The 22,557-nt window shown below is 53.6% G+C and carries 23 protein-coding genes; 9 read left to right on the top strand and 14 right to left on the bottom strand.

The genetic code is table 11. The features are described 5' to 3' along the window. The first annotated feature begins 125 nt into the window (after positions 1 to 125). The 3 genes from acnB (at position 126) to AC5JPW_RS10890 (ending at position 3,610) form a co-directional block, all read left to right on the top strand. Entirely contained in the window at positions 126 to 2,723 is a 2,598-nt protein-coding gene (gene acnB / locus AC5JPW_RS10900; protein ID WP_494240206.1) for a bifunctional aconitate hydratase 2/2-methylisocitrate dehydratase, read from the top strand. 208 nt (positions 2,724 to 2,931) lie between these two features. Then, positions 2,932 to 3,294: a protein YacL gene (gene yacL / locus AC5JPW_RS10895; RefSeq protein WP_494240205.1), complete on the top strand. Its 363-nt coding sequence runs from the start codon at positions 2,932 to 2,934 to the stop codon at positions 3,292 to 3,294. Between the two features lie 136 nt (positions 3,295 to 3,430). Beyond that, complete coding sequence (locus tag AC5JPW_RS10890; protein WP_494240204.1) at positions 3,431 to 3,610, top strand: hypothetical protein; 180 nt, start codon at positions 3,431 to 3,433, stop codon at positions 3,608 to 3,610. A gap of 81 nt (positions 3,611 to 3,691) precedes the next feature. On the opposite strand, the gene speD is transcribed toward AC5JPW_RS10890, so the two are convergent. From speD to AC5JPW_RS10875, 3 genes are all read right to left on the bottom strand, one after another. Continuing rightward, positions 3,692 to 4,486 carry an adenosylmethionine decarboxylase gene (gene speD / locus AC5JPW_RS10885; protein ID WP_494240202.1) on the bottom strand — a complete coding sequence of 265 codons (795 nt, stop codon included), beginning with the start codon at positions 4,484 to 4,486 and terminating at the stop codon, positions 3,692 to 3,694. Between the two features lie 15 nt (positions 4,487 to 4,501). Then, the gene (speE, locus tag AC5JPW_RS10880) at positions 4,502 to 5,368 is read right to left on the bottom strand and encodes a polyamine aminopropyltransferase (RefSeq protein ID WP_494240201.1); all 867 of its coding nucleotides are present in this window, start codon (positions 5,366 to 5,368) and stop codon (positions 4,502 to 4,504) included. Positions 5,369 to 5,465: 97 nt separating this feature from the next. Then, positions 5,466 to 5,813, bottom strand: a complete 348-nt coding sequence (locus AC5JPW_RS10875; protein WP_494240199.1) for a YacC family pilotin-like protein — start codon at positions 5,811 to 5,813, stop codon at positions 5,466 to 5,468. A 154-nt stretch (positions 5,814 to 5,967) separates the two neighbouring features. Between AC5JPW_RS10875 and cueO the strand changes: the two genes are divergently transcribed. Further along, positions 5,968 to 7,536 carry a multicopper oxidase CueO gene (gene cueO / locus AC5JPW_RS10870; RefSeq protein WP_494240198.1) on the top strand — a complete coding sequence of 523 codons (1,569 nt, stop codon included), beginning with the start codon at positions 5,968 to 5,970 and terminating at the stop codon, positions 7,534 to 7,536. A 103-nt stretch (positions 7,537 to 7,639) separates the two neighbouring features. Here the strand turns inward: cueO and AC5JPW_RS10865 are convergent, their stop codons facing one another. Next, positions 7,640 to 10,027: a glucose/quinate/shikimate family membrane-bound PQQ-dependent dehydrogenase gene (locus AC5JPW_RS10865; protein ID WP_494240197.1), complete on the bottom strand. Its 2,388-nt coding sequence runs from the start codon at positions 10,025 to 10,027 to the stop codon at positions 7,640 to 7,642. A 205-nt stretch (positions 10,028 to 10,232) separates the two neighbouring features. On the opposite strand from AC5JPW_RS10865, the gene hpt reads away from it, so the two are divergent. After that, positions 10,233 to 10,769: a hypoxanthine phosphoribosyltransferase gene (gene hpt, locus AC5JPW_RS10860; protein WP_494240195.1), complete on the top strand. Its 537-nt coding sequence runs from the start codon at positions 10,233 to 10,235 to the stop codon at positions 10,767 to 10,769. Between the two features lie 66 nt (positions 10,770 to 10,835). On the opposite strand, the gene can is transcribed toward hpt, so the two are convergent. Further along, on the bottom strand, positions 10,836 to 11,498 hold the full coding sequence (gene can / locus AC5JPW_RS10855) for a carbonate dehydratase (protein ID WP_494240193.1): 663 nt from the start codon (positions 11,496 to 11,498) through the stop codon (positions 10,836 to 10,838). 108 nt (positions 11,499 to 11,606) lie between these two features. Between can and AC5JPW_RS10850 the strand changes: the two genes are divergently transcribed. From AC5JPW_RS10850 to AC5JPW_RS10835, 4 genes are all read left to right on the top strand, one after another. After that, complete coding sequence (locus AC5JPW_RS10850) at positions 11,607 to 12,533, top strand: ABC transporter ATP-binding protein (protein ID WP_494240192.1); 927 nt, start codon at positions 11,607 to 11,609, stop codon at positions 12,531 to 12,533. Beyond that, complete coding sequence (locus AC5JPW_RS10845; protein ID WP_494240191.1) at positions 12,530 to 13,300, top strand: ABC transporter permease; 771 nt, start codon at positions 12,530 to 12,532, stop codon at positions 13,298 to 13,300. Before AC5JPW_RS10850 ends, AC5JPW_RS10845 begins: the two co-directional genes overlap by 4 nt. A 117-nt stretch (positions 13,301 to 13,417) precedes the next feature. After that, the gene (locus AC5JPW_RS10840; protein ID WP_494240190.1) at positions 13,418 to 13,858 is read left to right on the top strand and encodes a PTS sugar transporter subunit IIA; all 441 of its coding nucleotides are present in this window, start codon (positions 13,418 to 13,420) and stop codon (positions 13,856 to 13,858) included. Positions 13,859 to 13,920: 62 nt separating this feature from the next. Next, positions 13,921 to 15,165, top strand: coding sequence for a polysaccharide deacetylase family protein (locus tag AC5JPW_RS10835; protein ID WP_494240188.1), 1,245 nt, complete (start codon positions 13,921 to 13,923; stop codon positions 15,163 to 15,165). 73 nt (positions 15,166 to 15,238) lie between these two features. Here AC5JPW_RS10835 and panD read toward each other — a convergent pair whose 3' ends face one another. From panD to thpR, 9 genes are all read right to left on the bottom strand, one after another. Then, positions 15,239 to 15,619 carry an aspartate 1-decarboxylase gene (panD, locus tag AC5JPW_RS10830; RefSeq protein ID WP_494240186.1) on the bottom strand — a complete coding sequence of 127 codons (381 nt, stop codon included), beginning with the start codon at positions 15,617 to 15,619 and terminating at the stop codon, positions 15,239 to 15,241. A 135-nt stretch (positions 15,620 to 15,754) separates the two neighbouring features. Further along, a complete protein-coding gene (panC, locus tag AC5JPW_RS10825) occupies positions 15,755 to 16,609 on the bottom strand; it encodes a pantoate--beta-alanine ligase (protein ID WP_494240185.1) in 855 nt (284 codons plus the stop codon). An 11-nt stretch (positions 16,610 to 16,620) separates the two neighbouring features. Beyond that, positions 16,621 to 17,415, bottom strand: a complete 795-nt coding sequence (panB, locus tag AC5JPW_RS10820; protein WP_494240184.1) for a 3-methyl-2-oxobutanoate hydroxymethyltransferase — start codon at positions 17,413 to 17,415, stop codon at positions 16,621 to 16,623. Positions 17,416 to 17,533: 118 nt separating this feature from the next. Further along, a complete protein-coding gene (gene folK, locus AC5JPW_RS10815) occupies positions 17,534 to 18,019 on the bottom strand; it encodes a 2-amino-4-hydroxy-6-hydroxymethyldihydropteridine diphosphokinase (protein ID WP_494240183.1) in 486 nt (161 codons plus the stop codon). Between the two features lie 67 nt (positions 18,020 to 18,086). Then, a complete protein-coding gene (gene pcnB, locus AC5JPW_RS10810; protein WP_494241201.1) occupies positions 18,087 to 19,481 on the bottom strand; it encodes a polynucleotide adenylyltransferase PcnB in 1,395 nt (464 codons plus the stop codon). A gap of 54 nt (positions 19,482 to 19,535) precedes the next feature. Beyond that, positions 19,536 to 20,432 (bottom strand): tRNA glutamyl-Q(34) synthetase GluQRS, encoded by an 897-nt coding sequence (gene gluQRS / locus AC5JPW_RS10805; RefSeq protein ID WP_494240181.1) that lies wholly within the window; start codon positions 20,430 to 20,432, stop codon positions 19,536 to 19,538. 127 nt (positions 20,433 to 20,559) lie between these two features. After that, complete coding sequence (gene dksA, locus AC5JPW_RS10800; protein WP_002463986.1) at positions 20,560 to 21,015, bottom strand: RNA polymerase-binding protein DksA; 456 nt, start codon at positions 21,013 to 21,015, stop codon at positions 20,560 to 20,562. Positions 21,016 to 21,188: 173 nt separating this feature from the next. Further along, positions 21,189 to 21,893, bottom strand: coding sequence for a DNA/RNA nuclease SfsA (gene sfsA / locus AC5JPW_RS10795; RefSeq protein ID WP_494240180.1), 705 nt, complete (start codon positions 21,891 to 21,893; stop codon positions 21,189 to 21,191). A 12-nt stretch (positions 21,894 to 21,905) separates the two neighbouring features. Further along, the gene (gene thpR, locus AC5JPW_RS10790; RefSeq protein WP_494240178.1) at positions 21,906 to 22,436 is read right to left on the bottom strand and encodes an RNA 2',3'-cyclic phosphodiesterase; all 531 of its coding nucleotides are present in this window, start codon (positions 22,434 to 22,436) and stop codon (positions 21,906 to 21,908) included. Positions 22,437 to 22,557: the final 121 nt, after the last annotated feature.

Genomic DNA, 22,557 nt, shown 5'->3' with positions numbered 1-22,557 from the left:
ACCCCCTGTAAATCCTGCTATGCTGCCGTCGCGGTATCGCGGATTTACCCTACAAACTGCTGTCTCACAGGAGCGTGAAGAGAATCGCCTGCCGCACTATGACAATGAGAGCGAGGAGAACCGTCGTGCTAGTAGAATACCGTAAGCACGTAGCCGAACGTGCCGCTGAGGGGATTGCGCCAAAACCATTAGATGCAACCCAAATGGCAGCGCTCGTTGAGCTGCTGAAGAACCCGCCTGCTGGCGAAGAAGATTTCCTGTTAGACCTCTTAACCAACCGTGTCCCGCCGGGCGTTGATGAAGCCGCCTATGTCAAAGCGGGTTTCCTTGCTGCCGTCACCAAAGGTGAAGCGACCTCTCCACTGGTCAGCGCTGAGAAAGCCGTTGAACTGCTGGGTACGATGCAGGGTGGTTACAACATCCATCCCCTGATTGATGCGCTGGACGATGCCAAACTGGCCCCTATTGCTGCTAAAGCGCTTTCCCACACCCTGCTGATGTTCGATAACTTCTACGACGTAGAAGAAAAAGCCAAAGCGGGCAATGCTTACGCGCAGCAGGTAATGAAATCCTGGGCTGATGCCGAGTGGTTCCTGAGCCGCCCTCAGCTTGCTGATAAAATTACCGTTACCGTCTTCAAAGTCACCGGCGAAACCAACACCGACGACCTCTCTCCGGCACCGGATGCCTGGTCCCGCCCGGATATCCCGCTGCATGCCCTGGCGATGCTGAAAAACGCCCGCGAAGGCATTGAACCGGATCAACCGGGTTCAGTGGGTCCGATCAAACAGATCGAAGCTCTGCAACAGAAAGGTTTCCCGCTGGCCTACGTCGGCGACGTTGTGGGTACTGGTTCTTCCCGTAAATCCGCAACCAACTCCGTTCTTTGGTTCATGGGTGATGATATCCCTCATGTGCCGAACAAGCGCGGCGGCGGTCTTTGCCTCGGTGGCAAAATTGCGCCTATCTTCTTCAACACCATGGAAGATGCGGGCGCACTGCCAATTGAAGTGGACGTAAACGACCTGAATATGGGCGACGTCATTGACGTTTATCCGTTCAAAGGCGAAGTACGCAACCATGACACCAACGCACTGCTGGCGACCTTCGAACTGAAAACTGACGTCCTGATCGACGAAGTGCGTGCCGGTGGCCGTATTCCTCTGATCATCGGCCGTGGGCTGACCACTAAAGCGCGTGAAGCGCTGGGTCTGCCGCACAGCGATGTCTTCCGTCAGGCGAAAGACGTGGCTGAAAGCAGCCGTGGCTACTCACTGGCGCAGAAAATGGTTGGTCGCGCATGTGGCGTGACAGGTATCCGTCCGGGTGCCTATTGCGAACCGAAAATGGCCTCTGTGGGTTCTCAGGACACTACCGGTCCAATGACCCGTGATGAACTGAAAGACCTGGCGTGCCTGGGCTTCTCTGCCGATCTCGTGATGCAGTCCTTCTGCCACACGGCGGCTTATCCGAAGCCGGTTGACGTGACCACGCACCATACGCTGCCAGATTTCATCATGAACCGTGGCGGTGTTTCACTGCGTCCGGGCGATGGTGTTATCCACTCCTGGCTCAACCGCATGCTGCTGCCGGATACCGTCGGTACCGGTGGTGACTCCCATACCCGTTTCCCGATCGGTATCTCCTTCCCGGCGGGCTCTGGTCTGGTGGCCTTTGCTGCTGCGACCGGCGTGATGCCGCTGGACATGCCGGAATCTGTTCTGGTGCGTTTCAAAGGCGAAATGCAGCCGGGTATCACTCTGCGTGATCTCGTGCATGCTATCCCGCTGTACGCTATCAAACAGGGCCTGCTGACCGTTGAGAAGAAAGGCAAGAAAAACATCTTCTCTGGCCGTATCCTCGAAATCGAAGGTCTGCCGGATCTGAAAGTCGAACAGGCCTTTGAGCTGACCGATGCATCCGCTGAGCGTTCTGCTGCAGGCTGTACGATCAAGCTGAGCAAAGATCCGATCATCGAATACCTGAGCTCCAACATTGTCCTGCTCAAATGGATGATCGCAGAAGGTTACGGCGATCGTCGTACGCTGGAACGTCGCGTTCAGGGCATGGAAAAATGGCTGGCGGATCCACAACTGCTCGAAGCCGATGCAGATGCAGAATACGCTGCGGTGATCGACATCGATCTTGCCGAAATCAAAGAGCCGATTCTGTGTGCACCGAACGATCCGGACGATGCTCGTCTTCTGTCTGATGTTCAGGGTGCGCAGATCGATGAGGTGTTCATCGGTTCCTGCATGACCAACATCGGTCACTTCCGTGCGGCAGGTAAACTGCTGGATGCCCATAAAGGCCAGCTGCCGACCCGCTTGTGGGTTGCGCCGCCAACGCGTATGGATGCGGCCCAGTTGACCGAAGAAGGGTACTACAGCGTGTTTGGTAAGAGCGGTGCGCGTATTGAAATCCCGGGTTGCTCCCTGTGTATGGGTAACCAGGCGCGTGTGGCGGACGGTGCGACGGTGGTTTCCACTTCGACCCGTAACTTCCCGAACCGTTTAGGTACCGGTGCAAACGTCTATCTGGCGTCTGCGGAGTTGGCGGCGGTGGCTTCTCTGCTCGGCAAACTGCCGACGCCGGAAGAGTACCAGACCTTCATTGCTCAGGTTGATAAGACGGCGGTGGATACCTACCGTTATCTGAACTTTGACCAGTTGAACCAGTACACCGAGAAAGCCGACGGCGTTATTTTCCAGACGGCGGTGTAAGCGGGTTCCCCTCACCCTAACCCTCTCCCCAAAGGGGCGAGGGGACCGTTCAGTGCCAGGGTGAGGGCATCAGAGCGCACCCAAGCTAAAAGCGGAGAGCCTTCTCCGCTTTTTTATTGCATCCTTCCCACCGCCACGCTTTTTTTCTTCCGTTGTGCTGCGATAATTAAGACATGGGCTGACGCTAAGCCTGCATGAGGAAGAGATTATGGATTATGAATTTTTGCGTGATATTACCGGTGGGGTAAAAGTCCGCATGTCGATGGGCCACGAGGTAGTTGGGCACTGGTTCAATGAAGAAGTGAAAGAGAACCTGGCCCTGCTGGATGAAGTGGAACAGGCGGCGAAAACCGTTAAGGGCAGTGAGCGCTCCTGGCAACGCACCGGGCATGAATACACTCTGTGGCTGGATGGCGAAGAAGTCATGGTTCGCGCCAATCAGCTTGAAATTTCGGGTGATGAAATGGAAGAGGGAATGAGCTATTACGACGAAGAGAGTTTCTCGCTATGCGGCGTGGAAGATTTTCTCCAGGTTGTGGCAGCCTACCGGAAATTCCTGAGTCAGCGTTAGTCTGTACCGTCAGGCAACGAGGTTTGTTAGTGCTCGTTGCCGTCCGTCATGCGAGGAATGAAAAACGTCAGACGTTTTTCGCATTTCCTTTTGACGCTTAATTAGGCTTTTATGGTCTTCCGGACACTTCACGGAGATGACCATGAAAGCGTTTATTTCTCGTTATTTTTTGCGAAACACCCCGCGCGAACAGCGCGATGATGCGGAACATAATAGTCGGCGCGTGATGGAGTCACTGCTGGCCGTCGCCAGCCTCTACGGTGTAGATATCGCCAATGTAGACGTGGAGTGGTTCCATGACCAAACAACACGCTGAACACCGCTTCACGCGCGAAATGTACTGGAATGAGCGATGCGCTCTGGCTGACAGTCAGGCGCATCCTTGCGCCAGGGGACGTTACACGGCGGGAATATTGCGACCGTAGTAAATCTCCCGCATCTCTTTCCACAATGCTTCGGTGATCTCTTTTCGTTCCTGCGCAGTAAGGTCTTCCGGGCGGGTATTAAACATGTAATGCTTCAAATCGAACGCTTTGAGTAACATCTTGGTATGGAAGATGTTCTCCTGGTAAACGTTCACATCCACCATGTCATACAGCGACTTCATATCATCAGACATAAAGTTTTGAATCGAATTGATTTCATGATCGATGAAATGCTTCATGCCATTCACATCACGCGTAAACCCGCGCACACGGTAATCGACCGTGACGATATCCGATTCAAGCTGATGAATCAGGTAGTTCAGGGCGTTTAAAGGTGAAATCACTCCGCAGGTCGAGACTTCAATATCTGCCCGGAAGGTACACAAGCCCCCTTCAGGGTGACTCTCCGGATAGGTATGCACGCAAATGTGGCTTTTATCGAGGTGGGCCACGACGGCTTCCGGCAGTGGACCAGGATGTTCAGTATTATCAATAAGCTTTGGATCGACAGGCTCTTCGCTGACCAGAATGGTCACGCTTGCCCCCTGAGGTTCATAATCCTGACGGGCGATATTCAGAATATTGGCGCCAATAATATTGCAGGTCTCGGTCAGGATCTCCGTCAGGCGATTGGCATTGTACAGTTCGTCGATATAGGCAATGTAGCCATCACGCTCGGCGTCGGTTTTGGCGTAACAGATATCGTAAATACAAAAACTCAGACTTTTGGTCAGGTTGTTAAAGCCATGCAGTTTCAGTTTTTTCAATTTCTTCTCTTCTCCCTAAGACGACGATGACGCAAGCGCATCTTGCAGGTACTGAGGCAAGGCAAAAGCCGCGGTGTGCACAGCCGGCGTGTAGTAACGGCAGGTCAAACCCGCAGTGTGGAACCGTGCCTGAATAATTTCGGTGGAGAGATGGCGCAGTGCTTCGTTATCCGTCGCCCAGGCAAAGGTCATGATGCCACCGTAGTAGGTGGGGATCGCGGCCTGGTAAAAGCTCACGTCAGCGAAGTAGTTGCCCAGCTTACGATGGCTGTCCAGCGCTTCGTCCTGTTGCAGGAAACAGACGCCATTTTGCGCCACAAAAATTCCCCCCGGATTGAGACAGCGTTTGCAGCCTTCATAAAATGCGGAGGTAAACAGGCTTTCGCCAGGGCCAACCGGATCGGTGCAATCAGAAATGATCACATCAAAGGTTTGTGTCGTGCGAGTGACGAAATTCACGCCGTCGTCGATGACGAGCTGGAAGCGCGGATCGTCGTAAGCACCGGCATTGTGTTTTGGCAGATACTGGCGGCAGAAGGAGACTACGCCCGCATCGATCTCCACCATGGTAATGGAGGCGATATGTTTATGCCGGGTGACTTCACGCAGCATGGCACCGTCGCCACCGCCGATGATCAGCACGTGTTTCGCATGGCCGTGGGCCAGCAGCGGGACGTGGGTCATCATTTCGTGATAGATGAATTCATCGCGTTCGGTGGTTTGCACCACGCCATCCAGCGCCATGACGCGACCAAACGCGGCGTTTTCGAAGATGATGAGATCCTGGTGCTCTGTTTTCTCGTGATATAGCACCTGGTCTACAGCAAAGTATTGTCCAAACTGGTCGTGCAGCGTTTCATGCCACAGGGGGGAATCGGCCATCGGTTGCTCCTTTGTTAACATCTGCTCAAACAAAGCGCAACATCATAGCTAACTCTGACCGTCGTTGCACGGCCAGAGCGTAAACCAGGGAGAGGGATTACTTCACGTAAGCGAGCAGGCTCAGCGAGTCACGGGCCAGCGCTTTGCACTTTTTCGCGGTAGGAATTTTGATACCACTCAGATCGCGATAGCTCTCTTCGCCCAGGGATTTCATGTCCCATGTATCGTAGTTGGCGAGGTCCCACTGGTTCTGTTGCGCGAAAAAGACCAGCGCGCGGCGAATTTGACCATTAGGCAGGTTATTGTAGCCGCAATCGTTTTTCAGAAAGACAAATACTGCCGTAAGATCGGCCATATCTTCCGCTTCGGATTCATTAAGGGCGTAGCTATTCGCGGAGACAGCCAACAGGCTGGCAAGCACAACTGTTCTGAAAAACGTCTTCATCTTTTCTACCAGGGCAAAACGGAAATTAAACGTTAGCATACTGCAGACGAGGCGACGATATTTATTATCGTCCGGAATAACCTCTTTGCTTGACCTTCCGCCAGGGGGAGGGTTTATGCTCAAAACATCGCCTGCAGAGAATAAGGAAATAGAGATGCAACGTCGTGAGTTTTTGAAATATTCAGCCGCATTGGGGGCAGCCAGTGTGCTGCCGCTGTGGAGTCGTGCGGTGCTGGCGGCGGACAGACCAGTGCTTCCCATTCCCACGCTGTTAGCGCCCGATGCGCAAAACAACATTCAGCTTAGCGTTCAGGCAGGCAAGTCGACCTTTGCGGGTAAGCAGGCGGCAACCTGGGGCTATAACGGCAATCTGTTGGGGCCTGCGCTGAAGCTGCGACGTGGGAAAACCGTGAATGTGTCGATTATTAACTCACTTGTTGAAGAGACAACGCTCCACTGGCATGGGCTTGAAATCCCCGGTGAGGTGGACGGCGGACCGCAGGGTGTGATTAAACCGGGCGCAAGTCGTACGGTCAGTTTTACCCCTAATCAGCCCGCGGCGACCTGCTGGTTTCATCCCCATCAGCATGGCAAGACAGGACGTCAGGTGGCGATGGGCCTCGCAGGGTTGGTACTGATTGAAGATGATTACAGTCAGACATTGCGTTTGCCGCAGCAGTGGGGCATTGACGACATTCCTGTCGTCATGCAGGACAAAAAATTCACGGCTGACGGACAGATTGATTATCAGCTGGATGTCATGAGTGCTGCAGTGGGCTGGTTTGGTGACACGCTGCTGACTAACGGTGCTGTCTACCCCCAACATGCGGCACCGCGTGGCTGGTTACGCCTGCGCCTGCTTAATGGCTGTAACGCGCGCTCGATGAACATTGCAGTGAGTGATAATCGGCCGTTGTATGTGATTGCCAGCGACGGCGGGTTGCTTGGCGAGCCGGTCAAAGTCACTGAACTGGCGATATTGCCCGGTGAGCGTTTCGAGGTGCTGGTGGAGAACCGCGATCGTGAGGCTTTTGACATTGTAACCTTGCCTGTCACCCAAATGGGCATGGCCGTTGCGCCTTTCGATAAACCGCACCCCGTGCTGCGTATTCAGCCGCTGATGGTAACAGCATCTGCAACGATGCCTGACACACTGGCAACTCTACCTGCGTTGCCGGGGCTTGATGGTATTACTCAGCGTACGCTGCAACTCTCTATGGACCCGATGCTCGACATGATGGGCATGCAGGCGCTGCAGCAGAAATACGGTGATGCGGCAATGGGCGGTATGGGCATGCACCACGGGCAAATGAATCATGGACAAATGAACCACGGTCAGATGAATCATGGGCAGATGAACCACGGTGATAGCGGATTCGATTTCCACAACGGCAACCGGGTTAACGGCAAAGCCTTTGATATGGAAACCCCGGCATTTGCCGCAGAGCAAGGCACCTGGGAGCGCTGGGTCATTTCGGGGGAGGGGGACATGATGCTGCACCCGTTCCACATTCATGGCACGCAGTTCCGTATTTTATCGGAGAACGGAAAACCGCCTGCCGCGCATCGTTCCGGCTGGAAAGATATGGTGAGTGTGGACGGAGCGCGAAGCGAAGTGCTGGTGAAGTTTAATCATCATGCGCCGCAGGAGTTTGCCTATATGGCGCACTGCCATCTGCTTGAGCATGAAGATACGGGAATGATGTTGGGGTTTACTGTTTAAAATGGGTGAGGCCTGATGCCCTCACCCCGGTCCTCTCCCTCTCCCCGAGGGAGAGGGAGAAAACACTAAAAAAGGCAACTTACGTTGCCTTTTTACTTTTACCTTACTTCTCGTCCGGCAGCGCGTAGGCAACGATATAGTCACCCATCTTCGTACCAAACGAACCGTGACCGCCTGCGGAGATGACAACGTACTGCTTGCCCTTCGCTTCATAGGTCATTGGCGTGGCCTGTCCACCGGCTGGCAGACGACCTTGCCACAGTTTCTCACCGTTGCTCATATTGTACGCACGCAGGTAGTTATCTGCGGTTGCGGCAATAAACAGCACGTTACCGGCGGTGGAGATCGGGCCACCCAGCATTGGCATACCCATATTGAACGGCACCGGAACGGGCATCGGGAACGGCATGCTGTCCTGCGGCGTACCAATACGTTTCTTCCACACAACCTGGTTGGTTTTCAGATCCATCGCGGAGATGTAACCCCATGCAGGCTGTTTACACGGCAGGCCAAACGGTGACAGGAACGGGTTCAGCGTCACGCCATACGGCACGCCGTACTGCGGCTGAATACCGGCTTCGGTACCGCTGCCTTTGGCGTCTTTCGGCTGCTCCATCGGGTTACCCGGACCGCGTGGAATCAGTTTCGAAACAAACGGCAGGGCCATTGGGTTAGCAATCGCCACCTGACGGTTCGGGTCAACGGAGATCCCGCCCCACTCGAACATCCCCAGGTTACCTGGGAAGACCAGCGTACCCTGCTCTGATGGCGGCGTGAAAATGCCTTCATAGCGCAACTGATGGAACATTACGCGGCACACCAGTTGGTCGAACATGGTGGCGCCCCACATATCCGCACCGCTCAGATCTTTCTTCGGACGGAAGCTGAGATCAGAGAACGGCTGGGTTTTGGTGACGTAATCGCCTTTGGCTGCACCCTGAGGAACCGGTTTTTCCGGTGCCGGAACGACCAGCTTGCCGTTAGTACGATCCAGCACGAAGATGTTACCGGTCTTCGCAGGAGCGTAAATCACCGGCACGGTTTTGCCGTTAACGGTGATGTCTGCCAGCGTAGGCTGGGACGGCATATCCATATCCCACAGATCGTGGTGAACGGTCTGGTAGCTCCAGGCAAGCTTACCGGTGGTGGCGTTCAGCGCAACGATGGAGCTGGCATAACGTTCCTGCTCCGGCGTACGGTTGCCACCCCAGATATCCGGCGTGGTCACACCCATTGGCAGATAGACCAGATCCAGCTTCGCATCATACGCAGCCGGTGCCCAGGAGTTAGGCGAGTTAAAGGTAAAGGTGTGCTCGTCGGTCGGGATAGCGTTTGGATCTTTCGCGCCCGGGTCGAAGGCCCACAGCAGTTTACCGGTGTTGACGTCAAAACCACGGATAACGCCGGAGGTTTCGCGGGTGGAGAAGTTATCGGTTACTGAACCGGCAATCACAATCACCTTGTCAGTGATGATTGGCGGAGAGGTGGGCTCATACAGACCCGGCGTGGTATCCGGCATATTGGTCTGCAGATTCAAAATACCTTTGTTGCCAAAGGTCTCGCACAGCTTACCGTTGTCAGCGTTGATGGCAAACAGGCGACCATCGTTGACCGGCAGCATGATGCGGCGCGGGCAGTCAGCCACGACGTCCGGGCTGGCGTTGTCAGCACGGGCTTCATGGTAAGAGACACCACGGCAGGTGACATGCTGGAAGGACTGGTTAGCATTTAACTGCGGGTCAAAGTGCCACTTCTCTTTACCGGTCGACGCATCCAGTGCAAACAAGCGCTGGTGAGCGGTACACAGATAGAGCATGTCGCCCACTTTGATTGGCGTTACTTCGTTGGTCAGTTCGCCCGGATCGGTCGGCAACTTCAGGTCGCCGGTGCGGAACACCCAGGCTTCCTTCAGATTTTTGACGTTATCGGCGTTAATCTGCTTGAGCGGCGAGTAGCGCTGACCTTCCTGGTTACGGCCATAGGCGGGCCAGTCACCGTCAGCGACCTGAGAGATAGCCGCCGCAGGCGAAGAGTCGGCGCTCAGGGTGCCTTTGACTTCCTGCGGATCGTTAAATCCGGCCCAGGTCAGAATGCCACCGCTAATTAACAGCGCCACCACCAATGCGGCAACCGCGCCACCTGATGGAACAGACAGTCGACGCCAGACAAATGGCAGAATCAGCCAGATGCCGAAGAAGACCAGGATGTCACTGCGCGGAGTCAGCGCCCAGAAGTCAAAGCCGACTTCCCACACGCCCCAGATCATGGTGGCCAGCAGCAGTGCGGCATAAAGCCATAGTGCTGACTGCTTGCGCCGCCAGAGCAGAGCGGTCACGCCCAGCATCACCACCCCAGCGACAGGGTAGTACCAGGATCCACCAATGGACACCAGCCAGACACCGCCGATGAGTAAATACAGTCCGCAAAACGCAGCGAACAGTGCAGTCAGGGTCACGAGGATCCCCGACTGTTGCGATTTTGTTTCTGCCATAAAAAGACACCATTAAATTTGTTAATTTTTTAGTAGCAATTAATTATAGGATTTAACAAGTGTGATCGTCATCACAAAATGAGCTTTATCGACAGTTAAGCATCAGAAATGCGTTTGCTGGTATACTGCTCGCCTTGCGCTTCAATAACCGAAACTCTGTTACCGTTATTGAATGATTTGTTTTTAAATCAGATGGTTAGTTAAAATGAAACATACTGTTGAAGTGATGATCCCGGAAGCGGAGATCAAAGCGCGTATCGCGGAACTGGGTCGTCAAATCACCGAACATTACAAAGACAGCGGCAGTGAAATGGTGCTGGTGGGCCTGCTGCGTGGTTCATTCATGTTTATGGCGGACTTGTGTCGTGAGGTGCAGGTTCCTCATGAAGTCGATTTTATGACCGCCTCCAGCTATGGTAGCGGCATGTCCACGACTCGCGATGTGAAAATCCTGAAAGACTTGGATGAAGACATTCGTGGTAAAGATGTTTTGATCGTCGAAGACATCATCGACTCCGGCAATACGCTCTCTAAAGTGCGTGAAATTCTGAGCCTGCGTGAGCCGAAATCCCTCGCCATCTGCACGCTGCTTGATAAGCCCGATCGCCGCGAAGTGCAGGTGAACGTGGAGTTTGTTGGCTTCTCGATTCCTGACGAATTCGTTGTCGGCTATGGCATTGACTATGCCCAGCGTTACCGCCACCTGCCGTACGTGGGCAAAGTGGTCATGCTGGACGAGTAAGCACAAAAAAGCCGGGATTTACCCGGCTTCATTTTTCAGGCCGGCTAAACACCGGCTTGCACAGCATTACTTATGATTGACGTGTTTCTTGCTGAGGTTAGACACACCCTGGCGATAGCGCTGTTCCAGCGTTTCGCGGTTTGTCGCGGTGACATCCAGGTTACGCAGCAGGCCATCATGAATACCGTAAGCCCAACCGTGAATCGTCACTTTCTGACCGCGTTTCCAGGCGGATTGCATAATCGTGGAGTGACCCAGGTTATAGACCTGCTCCATCACGTTAAGCTCGCAAAGGGTATCCAGGCGGCGTTCCTGCGGCATCTCGCCCAGCAACGAACTGTGTTTGAACCAGATATCACGGATGTGCAGCAGCCAGTTATCAATCAGCCCCAGCTCCGGGTTTTCTACTGCCGCCTGCACACCACCACAACCGTAGTGGCCGCAGATGATGATATGTTCGACTTCCAGTACGTCTACCGCGTACTGAACAACGGAAAGGCAGTTAAGGTCGGTGTGAATGACCAGGTTTGCAACATTTCGGTGTACAAAAAGTTCACCTGGCTCTAAACCAGTGAGACGCTCGGCAGGAACGCGACTGTCAGAACATCCAATCCATAGAAAGCGCGGCTTTTGTGCCTGCGCCAGCGTTTCAAAGAATCCAGGATCCTCTTCCACCAGCATTTTTGACCATAGTGCATTGTTGCTGATGAGTGTATCTATGTCTTTCATGGAAGTTAACGACCTGTAACTAAAGAAGTGCGTTGCGCTAATATAGGTCAACTCCATTTTTTTTTAAACCACACATTCGAGTGTAAGAAAAAAGGTAAGTGAAAATTCATGACCATTGCACTGGAGCTTGAGCAGCTTAAAAAAACCTATCCGGGTGGCGTCCAGGCGCTGCGCGGTATTGATCTTAAAGTCGAAGCCGGTGATTTCTATGCCCTTCTGGGACCTAACGGTGCGGGGAAATCCACCACCATTGGCATTATCAGTTCGCTGGTAAATAAAACGTCGGGGCGGGTCAGCGTCTTTGGTTACGACCTTGAAAAAGATGTCGTGAACGCCAAACGCCAGCTCGGGCTTGTTCCGCAGGAGTTCAACTTCAACCCGTTTGAGACCGTTCAGCAAATCGTGGTGAACCAGGCGGGCTACTACGGTGTTGAACGCAAAGAAGCGGTAGAACGTAGCGAAAAATACCTGAAGCAGCTCGATCTGTGGGAAAAACGCGGCGAACGTGCCAGGATGTTATCCGGTGGTATGAAGCGTCGCCTGATGATTGCCCGCGCCCTGATGCACGAGCCGAAGCTGCTCATTCTTGATGAGCCAACGGCAGGTGTGGATATCGAACTGCGTCGTTCGATGTGGGGATTCCTTAAAGATCTCAATGACAGAGGCACCACCATCATTCTCACCACTCACTATCTGGAAGAGGCTGAGATGCTGTGCCGTAACATCGGCATTATTCAGAGCGGTGAACTGGTGGAAAACACCTCGATGAAATCGCTACTGGCGAAGCTGAAATCGGAAACCTTCATTCTCGATCTGGCGGCGAAGAGTCCGCTGCCGAAACTCGAAGGCTATGACTACCGACTGGTGGACACCTCAACGCTTGAAGTGGAAGTGCTGCGTGAGCAGGGCATTAATAGTGTGTTCAGTCAGTTAAGCGCGCAGGGGATTCAGGTATTGAGTATGCGTAACAAAGCGAACCGTCTGGAAGAGCTGTTTGTCTCGCTGGTTCACGATAAAAAAGGAGATCGCGCATGATGCAGCTTTTTTGGGTCGCGCTGAAAAGTATCTGGTACAAAGAGATCCAGCGTTTTATGCGTATCTGGATCCAGACCCTGGTACCGCCTGTCATCACCATGACGCTCTACTTCATCATCTTCGGTAACCTGATTGGTTCACGAATCGGTGAAATGCACGGCTTTACCTACATGCAGTTCATCGTGCCAGGGCTGATCATGATGGCGGTGATCACCAACGCTTACGCCAACGTGGCTTCGTCATTCTTCAGTGCTAAATTCCAACGCAATATTGAAGAATTGCTGGTTGCCCCGGTACCGACCCATGTCATCATCATTGGCTACGTCGGCGGCGGTGTCGCGCGTGGGATTTGCGTCGGTATTCTGGTGACCGCCGTGTCGCTGTTTTTCGTGCCGTTCCAGGTGCATTCATGGGTGTTTGTTGGCTTAACGCTGCTGTTAACCGCGGTACTGTTCTCGCTGGCAGGGTTGCTGAATGCTGTGTTTGCGACCACTTTTGACGATATCAGCTTGATCCCGACCTTTGTGCTGACGCCGCTGACTTACCTCGGTGGGGTGTTCTACTCCCTGACGCTGCTGCCGCCTATCTGGCAGACGCTGTCACACCTTAACCCCATCGTATATATGATCAGTGGTTTCCGCTTTGGTTTCCTCGGAATTACCGATGTGCCACTGTTTACTACCGTGGCGGTACTGGCGGTCTTCATTGTCGTGTTTTATGGTTTGTGCTGGTACTTAATCCAGCGCGGACGTGGCCTGCGCAGCTAATCCTCTCTACCCGGCGGGCGATGTTCGCCGGGCATTTCAGCTCCACCATTCTATGATATCTGTCACCGACGTCGGATGGTCACTTAGCTAAACTGCAAGTCTGCTAAGGAGATACGTATGCTGGGATGGGTCATTGCCTGTCATGATGAGCGCGCACAGGAACTGCTGAACAGTCTGGAAGAACAGTTTGCGCCACTGGTGCAATGTCGGGCGGTTAACTTTCATCGTGGGTTGAGTACCAATATGCTCAGCCGCATGATGTGCGACGCGTTGCATGAGACAGATACCGGCGACGGAGTGGTCTTTCTCACTGATATTACCGGCGCTCCACCTTACCGGGCCGCGGCGCTTTTAAGCCATAAGCACGACAATTGTGAAGTGATATCCGGCGTCGATAGTTCATTATTACTGGCTATGTATCCCATGCGTGAAAAGCTCAACAGCAGTGGCTTTCGCAATGAAATTGTGTCCGTAGGCGGGCCGACAGTGAGCAGCCTGTGGCATCAGCAGCAGAAGAATCCTCCCTTTATTTTATTGCATGATTTGTACGAAAAATAGTCATTGGTATTCACCAGGCTTTTGTTACAATACCGCCAGTTTTTTACCATCCGGTTGGTCTGATGCCTCGTTTACTCATCATTTTCCTGCTGTTTTTTTCCTGTGCCGCTTCGGCGCGTCTGGTCAGTGATAATCCCGAACCCGCTCGCTATATGCAGGTGACCGAAGACGCGGATATCTGGGGGCAAATTGGTAACAACGTTGTGACCGTCGGCAATGTCCGCGCCGGGCAGATTATTGCCGTGGAGCCAGGCGTTGAAGACTATTACGCATTCCGCTTTGGTTTTGGTAAAGCCTGGATTGATAAAGGCCACCTTGGCACATTACGTGGCAATGAGCGGGTGGAAGACAGTCTGGGTGACCTTAAGAAGCCACTCAGCAATCAGAATCTGATTACCTGGCAGGACACGCCGATGTATAACGCGGCGGATCTAAAAAGCGAACCTTTCGGGGTGCTCGCCTCTAATCTGCGCTATCCCATCATCAGTAAGCTCAAAGACAGACTGAACCAGACCTGGTTTCAGATTCGCATTGGCGACCGTCTGGCGTGGATAAGCAGCCTGGATGCGCAGGAAGATAACGGCATTCCGGTGCTGACTTATCACCATATCCTGCATGATGAAGAGAATACGCGTTTTCGCCACACCTCAACCACCACGTCGGTGCGCGCCTTTACCAACCAGATGACCTGGCTGCGTGACCAGGGTTACACCACATTGAGCATGTATCAACTGGAAGGGTATGTGCGCAACCGCATGAATTTACCCGCGCGTTCGATTGTGATCACCTTTGATGATGGCCTGAAATCAGTCAGTCGTTATGCCTGGCCGGTGCTGCGTGAGTACGGTTTCAAAGCGACCGCTTTTATTATTTCATCCCGCATCAAACTGCGACCACAGCCGTGGGACCCGAAATTTCTGCAGTTTATGAGCATCCAGGAATTAAACCAGATAGCCAACGTGTTCGACTTCCAGTCACACACCCACTTTTTACACCGGGTAGATGATGCGAATCACCCCATTCTGCTTAGCCGCAGCTATGAAAACATCCTGATGGATTTCAAACATTCACGTCGGGCACTGTCTCAGTTCAACACCCACGTCTGGTTCCTCTCCTATCCTTTTGGCGGCTATAACGACAAAGCGGTGCAGGCGGCAGGGGACGCGGGTTTTCACATGGCAGTGACGACGGTACGAGGAAAGGTTAAACCGGGAGATAACCCGATGCTGCTCAAGCGGCTCTATATATTAAGAACTGATTCGCTGGAAGATATGTCGAGGCTTATCAGTAACCAGCCTCAGGGCTAAAATCAGGGGTAGAAGGCTATCTTATTTGCCTTCTACCCCTGATTGGGGCAGCGATGCATTACTCTCGGATGGCTTACGCCACCTGCACCGGTACGGCTTTTGCGGTGCGTTTCATCTCATTGTCACCATCAAAATAGGCCACTTTGGGCTGCCAGCTACGTGCCTGCTCATCGGGCATGGTGACATAGGTTGCGATGATCAGAATGTCACCGACATCGGCACAGTGTGCTGCCGCGCCGTTGACCGAAATAATGCGTGAGCCACGTTCACCGGCAATGGCGTAAGTGGAGAAACGCTTACCGTTGGTCACGTTGTAAATATCGATGGCTTCGTATTCCAGAATACCAGCCGCCTCAAGGAAATCCTGGTCAATCGCGCAGGAACCTTCATAGTGCAGGTCGGCCTGAGTCACTTTGACGCGGTGGAGCTTGCCTTGCAGCATAGTGCGAATCATAAATTGAACCTTTGTTACTGATAATTAACGCTAAAGAAAGGGCGGCTCCCTGCGATTCACCCTTGCATTTTCCCCTCGCTGTATATGGCGTGGGGCATGTCAGAGCTGGAGTATTGCCCGATTTTTCACCAAAGTCTACTGCGCCAAATCAACCACAATGTTGTCGATCAAACGCGCCTGGCCGAGCCATGCCGCCATCAGAATGACCGCACGTTTACTGCTTCCGGTTAACGCCAGCAGCGTGTCCGCATCGCGAATCTGAATATCGTCTGCACGGAAACCGCCGTCATTAAGTTCCTGCTCTGCCAGCGCAATGATTTCGTCGAGATTACGATCGCCTGCGTGCAGTTTGGCTGCCATAGCATTCATGGTTTTGCTTAAACCTGGGGCAATTTTGCGTTGATCTGCGGTGAGATAGCCATTGCGGGAGCTCAGTGCCAGACCGTCTTTGGCGCGCACGGTGGGGACGCCGACAATTTCGATATCGTAGCCCATGTCGGCAACCATTTTGCTGATGAGTTGCAACTGCTGATAATCTTTTTGCCCAAAGCAGGCGATGTCTGGCTGCACGAGGTTGAACAGCTTACTGACGATGGTGGAGACGCCACGGAAATGACCCGGACGGCTGGCCCCTTCGAGCATGGTAGAAATGCCTGGCACATCGACAAACGTCTGCGTATCCGTGCCAGCAGGGTAAATGTCTGTCGGAGCCGGCGCAAAAACGAAATCTACTTTGCGTTTGTTCAGCTTTTCGCAATCTTCCTGCAGCGTACGCGGGTAGCGCGCCAGATCGTCTGCACGATCGAACTGCATTGGGTTGACGAAAATACTGACGACCACGACGTCTGCACGGGCTTTGGCTTCATCAACCAGCGTCATATGCCCGTCGTGCAGGTTACCCATGGTTGGCACCAGTGCAATGCGTTTACCTTCCTGACGAAGACGGCGGATATGCTGACGCAGCAGCGGCAGCGTTTCGATAATCAACACAACGGTACTCCTTAATGGAAACTGTGTTCTTCGCCCGGATATACCCCGGACTCAACGTCGGTCACATACTGGCGCACGGCAGCGCGCATATCGCCAGTGTCGGTGAGGAAGTTTTTGGCAAATTTGGGGATATGACCCCCGGTGATGCCGAAGGCATCATGCATCACCAGAATCTGACCGTCGGTCACATTGCCGGCACCAATGCCGATAACCGGAATTGTCAGCGCATCAGTGATGCGTTTTGCCAGTTCGACCGGCACGCATTCCAGTACCAGTAGCTGAGCCCCTGCGGCTTCCAGCGCCAACGCATCATCCAACAGCGTTTGTGCGGCATCCTCGCCACGACCCTGAACTTTGTAGCCACCGAAGATATTGACGGACTGCGGGGTCAAGCCGAGGTGCCCGCATACTGGTACGGCACGCTCGGTGAGCATTTTCACCGTGTCGCTCAGCCAGCGACCGCCTTCGATTTTGACCATATTGGCCCCGGCGCGCATTACCGCCGCCGAGTTTTCAAAGGCCTGTTCTGGTGTGGCATACGCCATAAAAGGCAGGTCAGCCAGCAGCAGGCAGTAGGGGGCGCCACGGCGTACGGCACGTGTGTGATAGGCGATATCGTCTACCGTTACGGGAAGGGTGGAATCATGACCTTGTACCGTCATCCCTAACGAGTCGCCAACCAGCATCACGTTGATGCCCTCTTCAGCAAACAACTTTGCAAAGCTGTAGTCATAGGCAGTGATGGTGGCGAAGCGTTTTTTTTCCTGTTTGCATTTAAGCAGCAAGGAGAGGGTGGTTGGTTTCATAACGTTTCCTGATGGCTAAAAACGAATCCTGGCGCATTCTAGCAGTCTGATTCAGGTGAACAATGATTTTAGGCAATCGTTCAACAGGGATCACAGCTGCATCGGCAGAAAAGGGGTTTTACCATAAGGCGGGTTTGTCTGCACCGCATTGTGTGAGGGCGTCAGTAAGCAGTGTGCCATCCGGGAAGCGCAGGTTGGGCGCGATCTCAAAGAGCGGCCACAGCATAAAGCCGCGGTTGTGCATGTCGTAATGTGGGACTGTCAGGCGCGGCGTCTGAATGATGTCGTCACCAAACAGCATGATATCCAGATCCAGGGTACGCGGCCCCCAGCGTTCTGCTTTACGTACACGACCCTGCTGTAGCTCAATGCGTTGCGTGTTATCCAACAACATTTCTGGCGAAAGCGTGGTTTCCAGCGCGACAACGGCGTTGAGGTAATCAGGCTGATCCTGCGGGCCGAGCGGCGGTGTACGGTAAAGTGAGGAAACGGCAATTACACGGGTGTGGGGGATTTCACCCAGAGCGGCAATTGCCGCCTTAACCTGCTCCAGAGGGGAGGCAAGGTTGCTGCCAATGGCGATGTAGCAAAGCGTCGGTGACATGTCGGCTCCTGAGGCGGATTCTCTAAAGCATCAGGCCTGCACGTGGCAGGCCTGAAAATCAAACGTATTATGCGCCTTCACGACGTGGTGCGCGTTTTCGCGGACGGCGGTGGCGACGACGCGCAGCAGGCTCATCACCCAGGTCGTCGAGCATCTCTTTTTGATCCGGTGGTGCGGAAACCTGGAACTCACCCCACCATTTCACCAGACGCTGCAATTCAACATTGCGTTCGATCTCTGCACGCAAGGCCAGCAGGTCGTAAGCGGCGCGGAATTTAGGATGCTCCATCAGCTTCCAGGCACGTTTGCCCTGGCGGCGGGACATACGTAGCTGCAGTTGCCAGATATCACGCACCAGCGAGGTAATGCGTTTCGGAATCGCCAGGGTGCGGCAGGCTTCATCCAGCACGTCATTCATCGCCAGCGCGAACGCATCGTAATAGGCCAGCCCGCTCTCCTGAGTGATGCGCTGGGCGGTTTCCAGCAGCGGGTACCAGAACATAGCGGCAAACAGGAATGCCGGGTTTACGCGCATATCATTGTGAATGCGGGTATCGGTATTCTTGAGAACCTGAGCGATGATGCGCTCCATCGAACTGTCACCGTTTTCAGTGAAGTAGCGGCAGAGGGTCGGGAAAAGAGGCTGGAACAGATTGTATTCGCGCAGCAGCATGTAGGTGTCAAAACCGTAACCGGCTTGCAGCAGCTTCAGCGCTTCTTCAAACAGACGAGCTGGTGGCACATCGTTAATCAGAGTGGCCAGCCGCGGAATAGGTTCGGCTGTTTCTGCGCTGATGCTCATACCCAGTTTTGCGGCAAAACGCACGGCACGGAGCATGCGTACCGGATCTTCCCGATAACGGGTTTCCGGGTTGCCAATCAGGCGAATCACGCCATCTTCCAGGTCGCGCATACCGCCGACATAATCGCGAACGGTAAAATCGGCAACGCTGTAATAAAGGCTGTTGATGGTGAAGTCGCGGCGCTGAGCATCTTCTTCAATGGACCCGAAGATGTTGTCACGCAGCAGCATACCGTTTTGCCCACGCTGAGAGGTGGCACGATCGGCTTCGGTATCTTCATGGTGACCACGGAAGGTGGCGACTTCAATGATTTCCGGGCCAAACATCACGTGGGCCAGACGGAAACGGCGACCGACAAGGCGGCAATTGCGGAACAGTTTACGTACCTGATCCGGTGTGGCGCTGGTGGTCACGTCAAAATCTTTTGGTTTTTTGCCCAGCAATAAGTCACGCACGCCGCCACCCACAAGGTAGGCGTCGTAACCCGCTTTGTTCAGCCGATAGAGCACTTTGAGCGCGTTTTCACTGATATCTTTGCGGGAAATAGCGTGCTGCTCACGCGGAATAACCGTCATCTGAGGTTGTTCTATTGCCTCAGCGACCATGCTTTCTTCGCGGCTTAGCACCTTGCGGCAAAAATTAGCGACTCGGGTAAAAATAGTGCACCTCGTAGTGTCAAACGTCGGGACAAAAAAATAGCGGCTAATCATAGCTCAGCGCGAAGCGTTTGAGAATGACGTATTCACATCCACTGCATCAGGCACGCTGGAAAGTGTCCAGTTTGCCACTGCCAGTGACAGTAAGTCGTCAAGGCTGAGGTCCTGCCATTCGTTTGTTGCGTTCTGGTTTAAGAATTGTAAAGCCCTGATTATTATGGGGCGTGGATCGCCGCTCGGCAAGGCGGGCGCGTGGTTTTGCTTGGAGAGTTTATCCCCCTGCGCATTTAACGCCAGCGGCAGATGAATGTAGTCCGGTGGTTGCCAGCCAAATTGTTGATACAGCGAAATTTGCCTGACCGTAGGGTCGATTAAATCCGCGCCGCGCACAATCTCAGTCACCCCCTGGAAATGGTCATCCACCACGACGGCCAGGTTATAGGCAAACAGGCCATCACGACGATGGATAATGAAGTCTTCACGGGCCAGATTTTCATCAACATGAATGTCGCCGCGCAGTTTGTCATGAAAATGAGCCACCGGATGATGCTGGCGAATGCGGACGGCGGCATTGTCCGGGCCATTATTCAGCGTGCGGCAATGTCCGTCGTAGAAGCCGCCGGTGCTTTGAATGCGCGCGCGGGTGCAGGTGCAGTAGTAGCTCAGGTCTTGTGCCCTAAGCCAGGCAAGTGCCTCGCGGTACGCATCGTGGCGTTGCGATTGCCAGAGCACGTCGCCGTCCCAGTGAAGGCCATAGTTTTCTAACTGATTCAGGATGGTATCTGCAGCGCCCGGAACTTCGCGTGGGGGATCGATATCTTCGATGCGTACTCGCCAGGTGCCGTTTCTGGCGCGAGCCTGAAGATAGCTGCCGAGTGCGGCAATAAGGGAACCAAAATGGAGTTCACCGGAGGGTGATGGCGCGAAGCGCCCGATATAGTGAGGTTCTGACATATTGACAGGCAAAAGGACCAATACGGGAAAAAATTTTCCCGACTATAGCACAGCCTGAATTGATGGCGCAGGCTGATATCAGCACTGCGCCGTCAGAGAGTTGACCGGCTGTTGGTCAGGAGAAAACTTAACCCGCCATCTGTTTTTCGCGGATTTCAGCCAATGTTTTACAGTCGATGCACAGGTCAGCAGTTGGACGCGCTTCCAGGCGACGAATACCGATCTCTACACCGCACGATTCGCAGAAGCCGAAATCTTCGTCTTCCACTTTTTTCAGCGTTTTTTCGATCTTTTTAATCAGTTTACGCTCGCGGTCACGGTTACGCAGTTCGAGGCTAAACTCTTCTTCCTGGGCCGCGCGATCGACTGGATCCGGGAAGTTTGCCGCTTCATCCTGCATGTGGGTGACGGTGCGATCGACTTCATCCCTAAGTTGATTACGCCACGCTTCAAGAATACGCCTGAAGTGCGCCAGCTGGGCTTCGTTCATATACTCTTCGCCCGGTTTCTCTTGATACGGCTCCACCCCAGCGATGGCGAGAATACTCAGGGACGATGTTTTACGGTTTTGCCCTTCTTGCATGTTGCTTCTCCTTAACACGCACTATCGATCCCCGTGTTCGGGGGAAAATCAGGCCGCTATAAATAGCAGATGCTTTTCCGGATGGCAAATATCTAAACGTAACACTTGACAAGCCTGTGAGGAAAAGCGTATTTGCGCACGCGACCAGAACACATCTTAATCATTGACCGCCTTCATAAAGTGTAAGGCAGCGGCAATCTCAGAGTCATATTATTAGCAGAAAGTTCCGCTTTATAAGCCAGTATTTCTACGCCCTGACGTTGTGCGTCATTTAACAATCGTGCGTATTGCTCATCAATATGGCGCGCTGGAGAAAAATGTTCAACGGCTGAATGCAGTACAGCAAAGAGGATAACGGCACGATCGCCATTAGCCGCTACGCCCATCAATTCGCGCAGGTGCTTCTGACCACGCAAAGTTACTGCATCCGGGAAAAAACCGTTCTTTTGTTCGGCGAGCGTTACTGATTTCACTTCAATATAGCAGTTGCGGCGGTCATCTGCCTGTAACAGGAAATCAATTCTGCTGGCCTCTGAACCATATTTTACTTCGCTTTTCAGCGTGCTATACCCGGCAAGCTCGGGCAGGGTATTTTCCAGTATCGCCTCTTTGGTCAGGCTATTTGCTCTGAGCGTATTAACACAAATAAATTCACCGAGTTGCGTTTGAGTTAATTCCCAAGTGTGCGGATATTTGCGTTTAGTATTTTCTGATGTCGAATACCAGACGGTGTCACCAGGCGTCGCACAACCGGTCATTGCACCGGTATTTGGGCAATGAATTGTTAAGGTTTCACCTTCTGGCGTAACGATATCAGCGAGAAAACGTTTATAGCGCTGGATAAGCGTGGCGGGTTTCAGGGCAGGGGAAAACTCCATAAAGGATCCTTGTCAGGTTTTCAGCGTCCAACGGTTTAACGGGGTATAGCGCAGGCGACCACCGGTAAAGTGTGATTCGTACAGTACAAACTCGGTCACCGGAACCGACCAGCTAAAGCCCGGTGGAGGCAGCGCGACGGCGTGGCTGGTATCACGCAACAACGTGATATGAGGGTGAAAAGGCGTTGGGCTCTGGTAGCAGCCACTGCGGGATGCTTGCGCGCGCAGCATATCGGCCAACTGAATCAGTCCTCGGGGAGACTGACGACACCCAAGCCAGACGACGCGGGATCGCAGCCACTGTCCGGCATCATCCAGCCGTAGCGTAAAGCCAGGTTGTGTGATGCGCCCGGCCATGGCTTCCAGCGCTTTTTGCTTTTCAGCACTGACCTCGCCGAGAAAGGCTAGCGTCAGATGCAGGTTGGCGGCGGCGACAGGCCTGCCCGCATCCTGCGCCAGGTGCTCTGCTCGCCAGCGCACGACGTCCTGACGGGTTTCATCAGGCAATTCGAGGGCAAAAAACAGCCTTTTCGATTCGGGCATAGCGGGCTCTCCGTAAATGTGTGCAGGGATGCTACAGCGCCGGGCGGCAACCCGCAAATTCCAGGACACTGCAAAGGCGCAGAGTTCATGTACAATTGCGACCACTGCTTTACTCATTGTC

Source organism: Phytobacter sp. (genome assembly GCF_059074235.1).
This window is presented reverse-complemented; position numbering and strand designations above follow the sequence as displayed.

What these genes read in the sequence shown, in the direction of transcription:
- yacL (WP_494240205.1), top strand. Translation starts at nt 2,932, where the DNA reads ATGGATTATGAATTTTTGCGTGATATTACCGGTGGGGTAAAAGTCCGC.
- AC5JPW_RS10890 (WP_494240204.1), top strand. Translation starts at nt 3,431, where the DNA reads ATGACCATGAAAGCGTTTATTTCTCGTTATTTTTTGCGAAACACCCCG.
- speE (WP_494240201.1), bottom strand. Translation starts at nt 5,368, where the DNA reads ATGGCCGATTCCCCCCTGTGGCATGAAACGCTGCACGACCAGTTTGGA.
- AC5JPW_RS10875 (WP_494240199.1), bottom strand. Translation starts at nt 5,813, where the DNA reads ATGAAGACGTTTTTCAGAACAGTTGTGCTTGCCAGCCTGTTGGCTGTC.
- cueO (WP_494240198.1), top strand. Translation starts at nt 5,968, where the DNA reads ATGCAACGTCGTGAGTTTTTGAAATATTCAGCCGCATTGGGGGCAGCC.
- AC5JPW_RS10865 (WP_494240197.1), bottom strand. Translation starts at nt 10,027, where the DNA reads ATGGCAGAAACAAAATCGCAACAGTCGGGGATCCTCGTGACCCTGACT.
- hpt (WP_494240195.1), top strand. Translation starts at nt 10,233, where the DNA reads ATGAAACATACTGTTGAAGTGATGATCCCGGAAGCGGAGATCAAAGCG.
- can (WP_494240193.1), bottom strand. Translation starts at nt 11,498, where the DNA reads ATGAAAGACATAGATACACTCATCAGCAACAATGCACTATGGTCAAAA.
- AC5JPW_RS10850 (WP_494240192.1), top strand. Translation starts at nt 11,607, where the DNA reads ATGACCATTGCACTGGAGCTTGAGCAGCTTAAAAAAACCTATCCGGGT.
- AC5JPW_RS10845 (WP_494240191.1), top strand. Translation starts at nt 12,530, where the DNA reads ATGATGCAGCTTTTTTGGGTCGCGCTGAAAAGTATCTGGTACAAAGAG.
- AC5JPW_RS10840 (WP_494240190.1), top strand. Translation starts at nt 13,418, where the DNA reads ATGCTGGGATGGGTCATTGCCTGTCATGATGAGCGCGCACAGGAACTG.
- AC5JPW_RS10835 (WP_494240188.1), top strand. Translation starts at nt 13,921, where the DNA reads ATGCCTCGTTTACTCATCATTTTCCTGCTGTTTTTTTCCTGTGCCGCT.
- panD (WP_494240186.1), bottom strand. Translation starts at nt 15,619, where the DNA reads ATGATTCGCACTATGCTGCAAGGCAAGCTCCACCGCGTCAAAGTGACT.
- panB (WP_494240184.1), bottom strand. Translation starts at nt 17,415, where the DNA reads ATGAAACCAACCACCCTCTCCTTGCTGCTTAAATGCAAACAGGAAAAA.
- folK (WP_494240183.1), bottom strand. Translation starts at nt 18,019, where the DNA reads ATGTCACCGACGCTTTGCTACATCGCCATTGGCAGCAACCTTGCCTCC.
- gluQRS (WP_494240181.1), bottom strand. Translation starts at nt 20,432, where the DNA reads ATGTCAGAACCTCACTATATCGGGCGCTTCGCGCCATCACCCTCCGGT.
- dksA (WP_002463986.1), bottom strand. Translation starts at nt 21,015, where the DNA reads ATGCAAGAAGGGCAAAACCGTAAAACATCGTCCCTGAGTATTCTCGCC.
- sfsA (WP_494240180.1), bottom strand. Translation starts at nt 21,893, where the DNA reads ATGGAGTTTTCCCCTGCCCTGAAACCCGCCACGCTTATCCAGCGCTAT.
- thpR (WP_494240178.1), bottom strand. Translation starts at nt 22,436, where the DNA reads ATGCCCGAATCGAAAAGGCTGTTTTTTGCCCTCGAATTGCCTGATGAA.